This is a genomic window from Agromyces sp. NPDC056965 (genome assembly GCF_042673425.1).
In the GTDB taxonomy this organism is placed as follows: domain Bacteria; phylum Actinomycetota; class Actinomycetes; order Actinomycetales; family Microbacteriaceae; genus Agromyces.
The window spans coordinates 1-12796 of sequence record NZ_JBHURI010000101.1 but is presented as its reverse complement, the minus strand read 5'-3'; the positions used below and the strand labels follow the sequence as shown (position 1 = coordinate 12796).

The 12796-nt window shown below is 69.4% G+C and carries 16 protein-coding genes; 7 read left to right on the top strand and 9 right to left on the bottom strand.

The window, feature by feature from the left end; translation table 11 throughout:
* Positions 1-157: 157 nt before the first annotated feature.
* Positions 158-487: a zf-TFIIB domain-containing protein gene (locus ACFTQE_RS18240; RefSeq protein WP_376926396.1), complete on the top strand. Its 330-nt coding sequence runs from the start codon at positions 158-160 to the stop codon at positions 485-487.
* A 48-nt stretch (positions 488-535) separates the two neighbouring features.
* On the opposite strand, the gene ACFTQE_RS18235 is transcribed toward ACFTQE_RS18240, so the two are convergent.
* Genes ACFTQE_RS18235 through ACFTQE_RS18225 form a run of 3 tightly spaced genes read right to left on the bottom strand, consistent with a single transcriptional unit; the run spans position 536 to position 3366 of the window.
* Complete coding sequence (locus ACFTQE_RS18235) at positions 536-1237, bottom strand: type 1 glutamine amidotransferase domain-containing protein (protein ID WP_376926395.1); 702 nt, start codon at positions 1235-1237, stop codon at positions 536-538.
* Positions 1238-1279: 42 nt separating this feature from the next.
* Positions 1280-2119, bottom strand: coding sequence for an aldo/keto reductase (locus ACFTQE_RS18230; RefSeq protein ID WP_376926394.1), 840 nt, complete (start codon positions 2117-2119; stop codon positions 1280-1282).
* A gap of 35 nt (positions 2120-2154) precedes the next feature.
* Positions 2155-3366, bottom strand: coding sequence for an MFS transporter (locus ACFTQE_RS18225; RefSeq protein ID WP_376926393.1), 1212 nt, complete (start codon positions 3364-3366; stop codon positions 2155-2157).
* A gap of 119 nt (positions 3367-3485) precedes the next feature.
* Between ACFTQE_RS18225 and ACFTQE_RS18220 the strand changes: the two genes are divergently transcribed.
* Positions 3486-3944, top strand: a complete 459-nt coding sequence (locus tag ACFTQE_RS18220; RefSeq protein ID WP_375835480.1) for a MarR family winged helix-turn-helix transcriptional regulator — start codon at positions 3486-3488, stop codon at positions 3942-3944.
* A 46-nt stretch (positions 3945-3990) separates the two neighbouring features.
* Here ACFTQE_RS18220 and ACFTQE_RS18215 read toward each other — a convergent pair whose 3' ends face one another.
* From ACFTQE_RS18215 to ACFTQE_RS18200, 4 genes are all read right to left on the bottom strand, one after another.
* On the bottom strand, positions 3991-4416 hold the full coding sequence (locus ACFTQE_RS18215; RefSeq protein ID WP_376926392.1) for a VOC family protein: 426 nt from the start codon (positions 4414-4416) through the stop codon (positions 3991-3993).
* A gap of 111 nt (positions 4417-4527) precedes the next feature.
* Positions 4528-6306 carry an alpha/beta fold hydrolase gene (locus tag ACFTQE_RS18210; protein ID WP_376926391.1) on the bottom strand — a complete coding sequence of 593 codons (1779 nt, stop codon included), beginning with the start codon at positions 6304-6306 and terminating at the stop codon, positions 4528-4530.
* Between the two features lie 218 nt (positions 6307-6524).
* Positions 6525-7268, bottom strand: coding sequence for an alpha/beta fold hydrolase (locus tag ACFTQE_RS18205; protein ID WP_376926390.1), 744 nt, complete (start codon positions 7266-7268; stop codon positions 6525-6527).
* On the bottom strand, positions 7265-7810 hold the full coding sequence (locus ACFTQE_RS18200) for a PadR family transcriptional regulator (protein WP_376926389.1): 546 nt from the start codon (positions 7808-7810) through the stop codon (positions 7265-7267). Before ACFTQE_RS18200 ends, ACFTQE_RS18205 begins: the two co-directional genes overlap by 4 nt.
* 99 nt (positions 7811-7909) lie before the next feature.
* Between ACFTQE_RS18200 and ACFTQE_RS18195 the strand changes: the two genes are divergently transcribed.
* Entirely contained in the window at positions 7910-8143 is a 234-nt protein-coding gene (locus ACFTQE_RS18195; protein ID WP_376926388.1) for an IS3 family transposase, read from the top strand.
* A gap of 19 nt (positions 8144-8162) precedes the next feature.
* Here the strand turns inward: ACFTQE_RS18195 and ACFTQE_RS18190 are convergent, their stop codons facing one another.
* Positions 8163-8822, bottom strand: coding sequence for a response regulator (locus ACFTQE_RS18190; protein WP_376926387.1), 660 nt, complete (start codon positions 8820-8822; stop codon positions 8163-8165).
* Between the two features lie 11 nt (positions 8823-8833).
* A complete protein-coding gene (locus ACFTQE_RS18185) occupies positions 8834-9856 on the bottom strand; it encodes a sensor histidine kinase (protein ID WP_376926386.1) in 1023 nt (340 codons plus the stop codon).
* Positions 9857-9983: 127 nt separating this feature from the next.
* Between ACFTQE_RS18185 and ACFTQE_RS18180 the strand changes: the two genes are divergently transcribed.
* From ACFTQE_RS18180 to ACFTQE_RS18165, 4 genes are all read left to right on the top strand, one after another.
* On the top strand, positions 9984-11105 hold the full coding sequence (locus ACFTQE_RS18180) for a hypothetical protein (protein WP_376926385.1): 1122 nt from the start codon (positions 9984-9986) through the stop codon (positions 11103-11105).
* Between the two features lie 254 nt (positions 11106-11359).
* Positions 11360-11803, top strand: coding sequence for an ArsR/SmtB family transcription factor (locus ACFTQE_RS18175; protein ID WP_376926397.1), 444 nt, complete (start codon positions 11360-11362; stop codon positions 11801-11803).
* Complete coding sequence (locus ACFTQE_RS18170) at positions 11800-12273, top strand: SRPBCC family protein (protein WP_376926384.1); 474 nt, start codon at positions 11800-11802, stop codon at positions 12271-12273. The genes ACFTQE_RS18175 and ACFTQE_RS18170 overlap by 4 nt, the downstream gene beginning before the upstream one ends.
* Positions 12274-12303: 30 nt before the next feature.
* Positions 12304-12744: a VOC family protein gene (locus ACFTQE_RS18165; protein ID WP_376926383.1), complete on the top strand. Its 441-nt coding sequence runs from the start codon at positions 12304-12306 to the stop codon at positions 12742-12744.
* The last annotated feature ends 52 nt before the right edge of the window (positions 12745-12796 follow it).

Genomic DNA, 12796 nt, shown 5'->3' with positions numbered 1-12796 from the left:
CACAGGATGTCGCGGCAGCCGCCTCCTCGTGAGGCAGGCGCCGCGGCATCCGCTCTGTGCATTTCACTGGGCTTCCTCGGAGATTCGCTCTCTAGGCTCGACCGTGTCGACCCACCCCGATCGATCATCCCGGTCGGCCCCGAAGAAGGAGCCCCCCATGCAGTGCCCCACCGACGGAACCGTGCTCGTCATGAGCGAACGCAGCGGCATCGAGATCGACTACTGCCCGACGTGTCGCGGCGTGTGGCTCGACCGCGGCGAACTCGACAAGATCGTCGAGCGCGCAGCGCGCGAGTTCTCGGCACCGCCGCAGGCCGCGTCGGCCCCGCCCGCTCCGCCGACGCAGCCGCAGGCACCGGCCTACGGTCAGCCCTCGTACCAGCAGCCGTACGACAACCGCGGCTACGATCGCGGCTACGACAACCGCGGCCAGGGCGACTACCGCAAGAAGAAGAAGGAGAGCTGGCTCTCCGAGCTCTTCGACTGATCGGACGCCGCTCCGCCTCCTGACCGGAGGCGGAGCGCGCCGCGCTCGTCAGCCCGCGAGCGCTTCGACGACCTGGCGCCCGACCGAGGCGCTCGACTGCGGGTTCTGCCCGGTGATCAGGTTGCCGTCGATCACGACGTGATCGCTCCACGGGGCGGCCGAATCGATGACGAGGCCCGCCTCGCGAAGGGCGGACTCGACCCACCAGGGCGTGTTCTCGCCCGTGCCCCCGGTGCGCTCCTCCTCGTCGGTGAAGACGGTGACGGTGCGCCCGGCGAAGGCGTTCGAACCGTCGGCGAGCTTCGCGGAGAGCAGCGCGGCCGGCCCGTGGCAGAACGGTGCGATGACGGCACCGGCCGTATTGGCCGCGATGAGCACTCGGCCGACGTTCGCGTCGAAGGCGAGGTCGGTCATCGGCCCATGTCCGCCGGGCAGCACGATCGCCGCAAAGTCGGCGGCATCGACATCGGCGACCGGAACCGCTGCCGCGAGGTCGCCGGCGATCGCGTCGAGGTACTCGGCGAACGAGCGCGCGTGCGCCTCGCCGCCGGCTTGCGATGGGTCGAGGCTTCCGGCGTCCACGGTCGGGGTGACGCCGCCCGGCGTGGCGATCGTGATCGTGTGACCGGCCGCCACGAGGTCGCGGTGGGCGGTCACGAGCTCTTCGGCCCAGAAGCCGGTCGGATGCTCCGAGCCGTCCTTCAGCGTGAGCGAGTTCGCGCCGGTGACGATCATGAGGATGTTGCTCATTCGTGGTTCTCCTTCGGGTGCTGGTGCTGGTTCGAGTGGCCGTCAGGCGGCGTTGAACTCGGCGGGGTGCGGACCCGTGCGGCCGTCGCGCTCGAGGGCGTCGATCGCGTGCAGTTCCTCGGCGGTCAGCTCGAAGCCGAACACGTCGAGGTTCTCGGCGATGCGGCTCGGCGTCACCGACTTCGGGATCACGACGCGCCCCTGCTGCAGGTGCCAGCGCAGCACGACCTGCGCGGGCGACGCGTCGTGGCGTGCTGCGATGGCGACGACGGATGCCTCGCCGAGCACGGCGCCCTGCGCGAGCGGGCTCCACGCCTCGGTGACGATGCCGTGCCGTTCGTTCGCCGCGACCGTGGCGCGATTCTGCAGCGCGGGGTGCAGCTCGACCTGGTTCACCGCCGGCACGACAGTCGTTGCGCCGACGAGTCGTTCGAGGTGCTCGGGCTCGAAGTTCGAGACGCCGATCGCACGCACGCGCCCATCGGCGTAGAGCCGTTCGAGTGCACGCCAGGTGTCGAGGTAGCGACCACGCTCCGGCGTCGGCCAGTGGATCAACGAGAGGTCGAGCTGCTCGAGCCCGAGCTTCGCGAGGCTGTCGTCGAATGCGCGGAGGGTCGAGTCGTAGCCCTGGTCGGCGTTCCACACCTTCGTCGTGATGAAGAGCTCGTCGCGGGCGAGCCCCGATCGGGCGATGGCCCGGCCGACACCCGATTCGTTGCCGTAGATCGCGGCGGTGTCGATGCTGCGGTAGCCGGCGTCGAGGGCGGTGGCGACGGCGGTGGTCGTCTCGTCGTCGGGCACCTGGTAGACGCCGAAGCCGAGCTGCGGCATCCGCACGCCGTTGTTGAGGGTGACGGCGGGCACGGTGGTGAGGTCGGTCATGGTCTCGCTTTCGGGGTTCGGAGTGTGATGGAGGGTCAGGCGGCGGATGCCGCGGTGGAGGACGTGTCGAGACGGGCAGGGCCCGAGGCATCCGATCGGGGGAGTCGTCGCGCGGTCACGGCAGCGATGATCATGACGACGAGTGCGCCGGCGGTGATGACCGCTCCGACCGCGATCGGCGAGGTGTAGCCGAGGCCCGCCGCGATCGTGAGCCCACCGGTCCAGGCTCCGAGCGCGTTGCCCAGGTTGAACGCGGCGATGTTCGCGCCGGAGGCGAGGGTCGGGGCGCCGTCGGCGTACCGCATCACGCGGCTCTGCAGGGCGGGGACCGTGCCGAACCCGAAGCCGCCCATGGCGGTCAGGAGCACGATCGTGGCGACGGGGTTCGGGGCGAGCCAGGCGAAGAGCACGAGCACGACGAGGAGCGCCGAGATGAAGCCCAGCAGGGTGCCGTCGATCGAGCGATCGGCGAGGCGTCCGCCGACCCAGTTGCCGACGACGAGGCCGCCGCCGAAGAGCACGAGCAGCCACGGCACCGCGCTCGAGGCGAAGCCGCTCACCTCGGTGAGCGTGTACGCGATGTAGGTGAACGCGCCGAACATGCCGCCGAAGCCGAGCACCGTCACGGTGAGCGAGAGCCAGACCTGGCCCGAGCGGAACGCGGTGAGCTCGCGGCGGAGGCTCGGCGCCGGCCCGTCGGTCCGGAGGTTCGGCACGAGGGTCGCGATGCCGACGAGCGCGACCACGCCGATCGCCGAGATGGCCCAGAAGGTCGAGCGCCAGCCGAACTCCTGGCCGAGGAACGTGCCGAACGGCACGCCGAGCACGTTGGCCGCGGTGAGGCCGGTGAACATGATCGCGATGGCGCCGGCGGCCTTCTCGGGCGCGACGAGGCCGGCGGCGACGACCGAGCCGATGCCGAAGAAGGCGCCGTGGCAGAGCGCCGCGACGATTCGGCCGGTCATCATGAGTTCGTACGTCGGGGCCATCGCCGAGATCGCGTTGCCGGCGATGAAGAGCACGAGCAGGCCGGTGAGCACGGGCTTTCGGGGGAGCCGGGTCGTGGCGGCCGTCAGGCCGAGGGCGCCGACGACGACCGCGAGCGCGTAGCCCGAGATGAGCCAGCCTGCGGCGGCCTCGGTGACGCCGAAATCGGCTGCGACCTCAGGAAGCAGGCCCATGATCACGAACTCGGTGAGTCCGATGCCGAAGCCCCCGATGGCGAGGGCGATGAGTCCGAGGGGCATGGGTGGTTCTCCTGTTACACTCGTACGAATAGTTGCAGACGCGCTCTATTGCACGACAGGCGTTAATACTTGCACGCGCAAATAGAAAGCGCAAGCAACTACTTTACCGAGGAGGAGACATGGGCATCGCCGACGACGCCGTCGAGGTGCGCGCGCAGGGCTGGCGCACGCTCGCCGCGCTGCACGGACTCATCGAGGCCGAGCTCGAGCGTGCGCTCGCGGCATCCGTCGACCTCTCGGTCGTCGAGTACACCGTGCTCGACGCGCTCAACCGGCAAGACGGCTGGCACATGCGCATGCAGCAGCTCGCACGAGCCGCGGCGCTCAGCCCGAGCGCCACGACGCGGCTCGTGAACCGGCTCGAAGACCGGGCGCTGCTCACGCGCATCCTCTGCGCCGACGACCGGCGCGGCATCTACACCGAGCTCACGGCCGCGGGTCGCGCGCTCTACGAGCGGGCGAGGCCCATCCACGACGAGACGCTCGAGCGGGTGCTCGCCGAAGCGGGCGACCAGCCCGAACTCGCGCCCGTCGTCGAGGCGCTGCACGGGGTGGCCCTGCCTGCAGCGCTCGGCTGAGCTGCGTCAGCAGTCGTCGTCCGCGGCCTTGCGCTCCCTGCGCGGGTCAGGCGTTCGCGGAGATGTTGACCAGCCAGGTGACGCCGTAGCCGTCGGTGCACATGCCGAACGCATCGCCCCACGGGGCCACCTCGAGCGGCACGATCTGGGTGCCGCTCGCGAGAAGCTTCTCCCAGTAGCCGCGGAGCTTTGCGTCGTCGTCGCGCCCGCCCGAGAGCGAGACGGAGATCGGCCCGCCGGTGCCGGGGTCGCCCATCGAACTCGGCGTGTCGGCGCCCATCAGCACGATGCCGCCGTCGCCGTCGCCTTCGAGTTGGCCGTGCATGATCTTGTCGGCGTCGGCGGGATCGTCGGCCTGGCCGTATTCGGCGAAGGTGCTCGTCGTGAGTTCGCCGCCGAACACCGAATGGTAGAACTCCATCGCTTCCTTCGCAGTGCCGGGGAAGTTGAGGTACGGGTTGAGCGTGACCATGATCCAAACCCTTTCGATCTCGACGAGGCTGTCGAAGCCGATACTCGTCGCTCGCACGGCCCACGGCAACCCCCGCTGCGGATGCCTCCGCCGGGGGTGGCGGAGTGCGCCCTATGGTGCGCAGGTGTTCGCCGCCGGTTCGCCGGCGAAGCGCTCGGCCGTCCAGTCGACGAGCTCGCCGAGCAAGGGGGAGTCGCCCGTGACGACGCCCATGTGGTCGCGGCCCGGGTAGGTCCGGTAGTCGAGTCGCTGCCCGGCGGCGCACCGTGCGTCGACGTACTCGGCCTGTGCGGATGGGAGCACCAGGGGGTCGGTCTCGCCCTGGGCGACGAGGAGCGGCGCGTCGATCGGCAGCACCGGCACGTTCTGCTCGGCGCGGGCGCCGAGCGGGCCGTCGCCCGGACTCGTCGACCAGACGGGCTGGTCGCTGAAGACCGCGGTCGCGATCGACACGATCGAACTCGGGTCGGTGAGGCAGCGCTGCTGCATCGACTGCATCATGATGCGGGCGCCCGGACGCACGTAGTCGTTCGCATGCACGTCGGGATACTCCGCGACGTACGCGGCGAGGGCGAAGGAGCCGAAGACGCTGCCGACGGCTGAGCCGCTGAGGCCGTCGAGCAGCGCGGGCAGGTTGCTCGCCGGCGCCATGGCCGCCACTCCCGCGATGTCGAGTTCGGGTGCGTACTCGGCGGCGAGCCCGCCCGCCCAGAGCGCCGCGTGCCCGCCTTGCGAGTGACCCCAGATCACGGTCTCGTCCGTGACATCCGCTTCGGTCAGCTGCTGCGCGGAACGCACCGCGTCGAGCACGCTTCGACCTTCGCCCTGGCCGATCAGGTAGGGCTGGGATCCCTCGGTGCCGAGTCCCGGGTAGTCGGTCGCGACGACCGCCCAGCCCGAGGCGAGCGCCTCGTCGAGGTCGGGCATCGCGCCGGCGACGAACGGCTCGTCGAGCAGCGACGGTGCGCAGCCCGTGCCGTACCCCGTCGTGCCGTGCGACCACGCGATCACGGGACGGCCTGCGTCGGCGGCGGCGTCGGGCACGACGACGAGAGCGGATGCCACGGCCGGGCGGCCCTCGTCGAGCGTCGTCGTGTAGAGGATCCGCCACGCGGTCGCGCCCGCGGGAATGGTGCGGGTGAACGGCTCGCTCCGCAGGAGCCGGCCGGGCTCGTCCGGGACATCCGCCGGCTCGCTGTAGAACCCGTCGGGCCGCGGCGTGCCCGAGAGCTGCATGCTGAACAGCACGAGGGCGGCCGATGCGAGGAGCGCGACGGTCGCGGCGCCGGTGCGCGCCCATCTCCGCCAGGTCGATCGAGGCTGCGGTGCGGGTTCCTGCGCCGCGGCCTCGCCGCCGCCGCGAGCGCGGCGGACGCCGCCCACGATGCGGTCGATCCCGAAGACGATCAGTCGCACGCCGAAGAGCGCGGCGATGACGAAGACGGTCACGTCGCGCCACGTGAGCGCGAGCACGCCGAGCGCGATCGAGGCGAGCGCCAGCATGAGGTCGGCCGCGCGCTGGTCGGTCTCGCCGCGGATCGCCCGCAGCGCGTTCATCGCGCCCGTGACGATGAGGGCGACGCCGACGACGATCGTGAGCGTGCCGATCGTGAGGCCGGGAAGGAGGAGCACCAGGAGCCCGGCTGCGATCCACACGACGCCCATCGCGAGCGAGGTCGCCGGACGTTCGGCGAGCACGAGCTCCGAGATGCCGTGCGCGATCAAGCCCGCGCCGAGCAGCACGATGAGCACGCCGAGGGAGCCGAACGGGTGGAAGACGAGCACGACGCCGACGGCTGCGCAGATCAGCCCGATGGGGGCGCCGAGCCACCACGGCAGTCGGCCGACGATGCGCGTGTAGACGTCGGTGCCCGCCGGGAGTTTCGCCACTTGCGAAGACTACGGCCTCGGGGTGCCGGCCCGGTCGAGGTGATCGGCGCGCGCGGAGGAGAACGGTCGTCGGACACGCGGCGGGATGACACGAGATGTCACGTGTCGGGGGCATTCGACGCGCGATCGCTGTACGGGTCAGGACCCCGAGAACACCGGCACGTACAGTCTCACTGTCGCTGTGTGTGAGGTGCCGCTGAGGCGGAGCGGGGCCCCCGTCAGGATTCCCGCGGCGGGAGCGGGAGCAGTTCGGGATGCGCCGCGTGCTCGTCGAGCCAGGTGGAAAGGATGCGGTTGAAGAGAGCGGGGTCCTCCCCGTTCCAGGCATGGTGCATGCCGGGAGCGAGCCCAATTGTCGCGTCCGGAACAACCGCCCGAGTCGCTTCGAGGCAGTCGTGGAAGTAGCGCATCTCGCGCTCGCCAGCGATCGCCATGAGTGGCGCGGTGATGTCTTCCAGCGACGTCACCCCTCCGGGGTAAACCTCATGCAGCTGCTCCTTGAGCTTCGCGCGTGAGATCGGCGGGCAGTTCTCCAGGAACCGTTCCGCCTCCTCGCCCTTCAGGCCGAACTGGCGCGCCATTCCCGCCCAGAAGAAGCGCCGGTTCCACAGGGTGAGCGGCACCCAGTTCATCGCGCGCATCGACCGCCGGTACGGAAGCACCGAGGCTCCGGTGACGAACACGCTCGCCACGCGTGCGGGATGACGGGCGGCGAGATGCAGAGCGGTGATCCCCCCGAGCGACAACCCGACGACGTCGACCGGCACTCCGGCTTCCGTATCGAGAAACGCCGCCAGGCGGTCAGTCACGGCGTCAAAATCGCCCCAGGGTTCATTTCGTCGTGACAGGTAACCGGGCAGATCCGGAGCGAGAGCGAGACGGTCATCGAACGCGGGCAGTTGCGCCTCCCAGCTCCAGCCGCCGACCGTGCCGCCGTGAAGGAACAGAACGGGGCGCGTCACGAGCGCTGCTCCGCTCCGAGCCCGGCTCTGACCGCAGCGAGCCATTCAAGGTTCTCGTCGTGCTCGCGGATTCCCTGATCCAGGGTCATGGAGCGCAACCAGCCCGAGCGGTCGCCGCCAGGGGTGGGACGCACGGTCTTCGTGCGGATGGCAAGAAGGGCGTCTCGCTCGGCGGTCGCGTCCGCGACGCGAGCATCGATCAGCGCGAAGAGTTCGTCATCATTGAGCTCTCCGGCGAAGAACATCCGGGCGATGAAAGGGTCGCGGGGAGCCTGCTGCGTTGGCGGCGCGACGAGCCATGCCCGGAGCGCATCACGCCCTCTGCCGGTGACATGGTGGACGATGCGGTCAGGAGCATTCGTGCCTGGTACGACCTCGGTACAGGCGAAGCCCTCCTCAACTAGCCTCCCGAGCGTGCGGTAGATCTGCGCCTTGTCGGCGTGCCAGAAGTACGCCGCAGACGTCGCGAAAGCGCGCATGAGGTCGTAGCCGGTCATCGACCGAAGGGCAAGGAAGCCGAGGATGATGCGGGAGAGCGTCATACGGCAAGTGAAGCACGGCCTAGGAGACTAATCAACTAGCAAACCTGGATCACCGCTGCACGACTGTGTCAACCGCGTCGCGGAGTGAGCCTGCGTACCGTGCGTTCACTGCCATCGTCGCGAGGCGCACGGATCTCACGACTCATCCGCAGGCGCGGGCCCTGGCGCACCGTCGAGCAAGTCGAACTTGCGACGCTCGAGTACGTGTGGTGGTGGAACAACCAGCGCCTGCACGGCGAACTCGACATGCGCACCCCGATCGAGGTCGAGCAGGCGTACTACGCTGACCAGGAATCAGCCCACCCGACGACCGCCGGACTGGGAAACCGATAGGAACGAAACCCAGGCCGAATCACTCGAGGTCCACCCTGGGCGCCCTTCCTGCGCCCATTTGCCCGGTTGACCACGCCCAGGCGGCGATTGCGACGCGGTTGGATGCTTGGAGTTTGCGTCCGATGTTTGCCACGTGGTTCTTCGCTGTTCCGGCGCTGATGAACAGGTCGTCGGCGATCTCCGCGTTGGTCCTTCCCTGTGCGACCAGTCGTACTACCTCGAGCTCGCGGTCGCTGAGATTCGGACCATCACTGTTGGGAGCTGTGGGGGCCACAACATGGCGGAGTAGTCGGACGGTGAGTTGAGGGCTGATCAGGGTGTCGCCGGACATTGCGGCGCGGATCGCTTCTAGAAGAAGGCCGGGTCCGGATCGTTTGAGGAGGAACCCGCACGCCCCGTTGCGCAGCGCGGTATAGACGTACTCGTCGAGATCGAAGGTGGTCACCACGATCACGCGAGTGCGCTCGGCGACCTCGGGACCGGCGAGCGCGAGGGTCAGGTCCAGCCCGTTGAGCCCTGGCATACGGATATCGGCGAGCACCACGTCGGGTTGCAGGCGCCGTGCAAGGTCGAGTGCGGCGGTGCCGTCGGGAGCTTCGCCGACCACGGTCATATCCGGTTGGGCATCCAGCACCATGCGGAAGGCTTCTCGGATCCCTCGCTGATCGTCGGCGATCATGACCCGTATCGTCACGTTCTCGCTCCTCGGTCAGTGTTTCGTGACAGCGGTAGCGTGACGGTCACGTGCCAGCCGTGCGGTCGTCGTGGCCCGGCCTCCACGCTGCCGCCGAGGCGCTCCATCCGATCGGTCATCGCGGCGAGGCCCAGCCCGCCCGCGGCCTGGGGCGCAGTTGCCGGTCGCGCAGCACCGTCGTCGACGATCGAGACGAGCAGTGCGCCGCTTGCTTCGTTCAGGACGACGGTCACCTGGGTCGGCCGGACGGCGTGGCGGCGTACGTTCGTGAGAGCTTCGACGACAGCCCGGTAGGCCTCCGCGCCGATCGTCGCGTCGACTTCCGGGATCGGTCGTCGTTCGACGACGGCCCCGACCTCGCCGGCCGCTGCGAACCTCCGCACGAGTTCATCTATGTCGTCGATGCCGCCCCGGGTGAGGCGGGCTGGGTCCCGGCCCTCGCCCAGCGCGTGCACGGTCTGGTCCATCGACTCGAGTGCGCGCAGTCCGGCGGCCTCGATCTGCCCGAACAGTTCGGCAATGCGCGGGTCACCCAGCGGCAAGACCGCGGCACCGGCCTGGGCGCGTGCGACGATTTCGCTGATGTCATGGGCGACATAGTCGTGCAGATCCAGCGCGAGCCGCAGCCGCTGTTCCGCCCGCGCGAGGGTGATGGCCCGCGTCCGCTCGGCGGCGGCCCAGCTCAGATACCAGGCGACCGTCCCGGCGGCCAGCGAGGGGATCAGCCAAACCGCACTCGCGAATACCGCGTCCTGGGCTGGTTCGTCGGGAAGGAAGCGCTGCACCCACAGCGCCGACCCGGCAGCGGCAAGCGACCCGGCTATTGCTGCCGCTCGCGGACTTGACCAGCGCACGACGACGAACACCAGGCCGGCGAGCACGAGCGGTTCGGCGAGCAGCCATGCCGCGTCGTTCTCGTTCCGGCCCATCTGGAGCGCCCCGGTCCGGGCCAGTGCGGTGATGACAATGGAGATCGACCCGGCCACGGCCACGGCGGCGGCCAAACCTCGTCGATCCATGGAAGACGAGCCTACGGGCTCAGACGCAGCAGCCACTGGGTCGATCGGCATGAGTTGCAGCCAGATGCAGGCGTGATGTGCCGAACGGCATATGGTCTGGAAGCGTCAGCCGATCAAGGCTTGAACCATGAAACGAAGCTGGACTGCGTGGATCGGATATGTCGTGGCCGGATGGTCGGCCGCCTACGGAGCGCTCGGGGTGTGGTGGGCGCTCGGCGGCGGCGGCTTCCCGTTCGGAACGGGCGACCCGGAGCTCATGGCCGAGCGGAGTGCCGCGGTCAAGGTTTCACTGCTCGGGCAGGCCACCCCCGAGGTCGCTGGCCCCGTCATCGCCGTCCTCGGGTTCGTCGGCGCGGTCGCCGCGGTCATGATGGCGCGGGGCGTCGCCGGCAGGTGGGCGCGGCGGCTGCTCCCCGCCTACGCCTGGCTGCTCGCGATTGTCCTGACAGTCGGCATCCAGGACTATCGGACACTGATCGTATTCGCGTACACGCCGATCCTGGCGATCGCCAAACTCCTCGGGGTCTGGCCTGAGGGAAGCGGGTGGGGCGACCTCTACCTGGCGCCCCGAGTGAACCTCATGATCTGCCTGCTCGCGGGGATCGGCTGGGCGCTGACCGCGGTCGCCTACCGACGCCGGGTCACGACCTCGTGCGGGGCCTGCGGGCGCGCGGGTGCTGACGAGCCGTCCTTCGTGGATCGATGGGGACGCGGCGCCACCTGGATCGCGATCGCCGCGCCGCTGGTCTACTGCGCCACCCGGTGGGCATGGGCGCTCGGCTTCTCCCTCGGGATGGACCCTGTCGCCTACCGGGAGGGGCAGGAGCAGGGCCTGTGGATCGCCGGCGCCTCACTGGCGTCGTTCGGGATCATCGGTGCTGTACTGACGCTCGGTCTCATCCGGCCTTGGGGTGAGGTGTTCCCGCGGTGGATGGTCGGCCTTCGGGGCCGGCGGGTGCCGCCGATGTTGGCGTTCGTGCCAGCGGTACTCGTCTCGGTCCTGGTGACCTCGGCATCGTTCATGTACTTGCGGATCGTACTCATCGACGGGATCACCCCCGAGACCTGGGCGTTCAACCTCCCCGAAGTGTTCTTCTCAGTGTGGGGTGCGGCGCTCTTCGTGAGCGCCCTCGCCTACCGACGCCGCCGGCAGCGAGCGTGCGAGGCATGCGGGTCCGGCGTCACCGACGCGCCGAACGAACCAAGGGGAGACGCGCTCCGACCGCGGTCCGCGAGCCGGGCCGTCTGACGGGGCGGCCCACTCGTCGCCGGTCGCTTCGCCGCGTCGACTGAGCGGTGGGCACGCTTCGGCTTCCAGCTGCACTCCGGGGCCGACCTCAAACAGGGCGGCGTACATCTGGTTCGGTGTCCACTCGCGTTCTGGGAACAGCCGGGATTTCAGGCCGCCGTGCGCGTTCCCGACAACGGTCTTGACAGCGGCATCCGCTCGTCGTATTTTGTAATCAATCAAATGATTGATCAATGAATTGGTTGGGTATGGCGATGATCTTCGATCCGGGCGCAGACGACCGCCTCGACCGCGCCTTCATGGCGCTGGCCGACCCGGTGCGCCGCGGCATCATCGCCCGACTGAGCCGAGGGCCGGCCACGGTCAACGAGCTCGCCGAGCCGTTCGCGATCACCAAGCAGGCCGTCTCGAAGCACATCCAGGTGCTCGAGCACGCGGGGCTCGTCACGAGGACACGTGACGCGCAGCGCCGTCCCGTGCACCTCGACGCGGCCCAGCTCGAAGCCCTCACCGCGTGGATCGACCGCTACCGGCTGATCCACGAGCAGCAGTTCCGCACGTTGGATGCGCTGCTCGCCGAAGCCCCCGGCCCGGACGCCGGGGCATCCGTCGCCTCCCGTGCGCCGATCGCGCACCGCGGCGACATCCCTGAAGCCGGCGCAGCAGCCGGCCGTACCGGAGAAGAGAACGAATCATGACGAACCCCGTCAGCATCACCGCCCCCGAAGGCCTGCCCTTCGTCGAGATCGAGCGCGAGTTCGATGCACCCGTCGCCGCCGTCTTCAACGCGCACCGCGACCCCGAGCTCGTCAAGCGCTGGCTCGGCCCGAACGGCTACGAGATGAAGGTCGACCGGTGGGACTTCGTTCCGCAGGGCGGGTACCGCTATCTGCACGTCGACCCCGACGGTGAGGAGTACGCCTTCAACGGCACCTTCCACTCGGTGCGCGAGAACGAGTTCGCGGTGCAGACCTTCGAGTACGAGGGCTTCCCCGACGTCGTCGCGGTCGAGTCGATGTCGTTCGAAGACCTCGGCGGCGGGCGCACGCTGCTCCGCATCCACTCCACCTACCCGAGCCTCGAGGCCCGCGACGGCATGATCCAGAGCAACATGGAGCAGGGCCTCACCGAGGGCTACGCGCGTCTCGACGGCGTCCTCGCCGTCTGACCGGCCAACACGCACCGAACGGAGCACCCCATGGACTGGACACTTGAAGTCGTCATCGTGCCCGTGAGCGACCTCGACCGATCGATCGCGTTCTACCGCGACCAGCTCGGCTTCGACCTCGACCACGACACGCGGAACGGCGACATGCACATCGCGCAGCTCACGCCCCGCGGCTCGGGCTGCTCGATCGTGGTCGGCACGCTGCCGTCGCAGAACGAGATGGCGCCGGGCTCCCTGCACGGCCTGCAGCTCGTCGTCGCCGATGCCGCGGCCGCTCGCGACGAGTTGATCTCGCGGGGGGTCGAGGCGAGTGAGATCACGGTCTTCGACGAGCGCGACGGCGGCACCTTCTTCGGCTTCGCCGACCCCGACGGCAACACCTGGGCCGTGCAGCAGATCAAGGCCCGCGGAGAGAAGCCGCTCATCCCGCTCGAGGTGCGCCAGCGCTTCGGCGCCGAGCAGGAGGCCTGAGCGAGCGGCGGCATCGATCGGCGGGATGCCGCGGGGCGGCCCTCATCGAGGG

Bases quoted from the DNA above. Each gene is read 5' to 3' on its own strand.
- ACFTQE_RS18220 (WP_375835480.1), top strand. From the start codon at position 3,486: ATGGGCATCGCCGACGACGCCGTCGAGGTGCGCGCGCAGGGCTGGCGC.
- ACFTQE_RS18175 (WP_376926397.1), top strand. From the start codon at position 11,360: ATGATCTTCGATCCGGGCGCAGACGACCGCCTCGACCGCGCCTTCATG.
- ACFTQE_RS18180 (WP_376926385.1), top strand. From the start codon at position 9,984: ATGAAACGAAGCTGGACTGCGTGGATCGGATATGTCGTGGCCGGATGG.
- ACFTQE_RS18225 (WP_376926393.1), bottom strand. From the start codon at position 3,366: ATGCCCCTCGGACTCATCGCCCTCGCCATCGGGGGCTTCGGCATCGGA.
- ACFTQE_RS18215 (WP_376926392.1), bottom strand. From the start codon at position 4,416: ATGGTCACGCTCAACCCGTACCTCAACTTCCCCGGCACTGCGAAGGAA.
- ACFTQE_RS18240 (WP_376926396.1), top strand. From the start codon at position 158: ATGCAGTGCCCCACCGACGGAACCGTGCTCGTCATGAGCGAACGCAGC.
- ACFTQE_RS18230 (WP_376926394.1), bottom strand. From the start codon at position 2,119: ATGACCGACCTCACCACCGTGCCCGCCGTCACCCTCAACAACGGCGTG.
- ACFTQE_RS18165 (WP_376926383.1), top strand. From the start codon at position 12,304: ATGGACTGGACACTTGAAGTCGTCATCGTGCCCGTGAGCGACCTCGAC.
- ACFTQE_RS18200 (WP_376926389.1), bottom strand. From the start codon at position 7,810: ATGACGCTCTCCCGCATCATCCTCGGCTTCCTTGCCCTTCGGTCGATG.
- ACFTQE_RS18190 (WP_376926387.1), bottom strand. From the start codon at position 8,822: ATGATCGCCGACGATCAGCGAGGGATCCGAGAAGCCTTCCGCATGGTG.
- ACFTQE_RS18235 (WP_376926395.1), bottom strand. From the start codon at position 1,237: ATGAGCAACATCCTCATGATCGTCACCGGCGCGAACTCGCTCACGCTG.
- ACFTQE_RS18170 (WP_376926384.1), top strand. From the start codon at position 11,800: ATGACGAACCCCGTCAGCATCACCGCCCCCGAAGGCCTGCCCTTCGTC.
- ACFTQE_RS18185 (WP_376926386.1), bottom strand. From the start codon at position 9,856: ATGGATCGACGAGGTTTGGCCGCCGCCGTGGCCGTGGCCGGGTCGATC.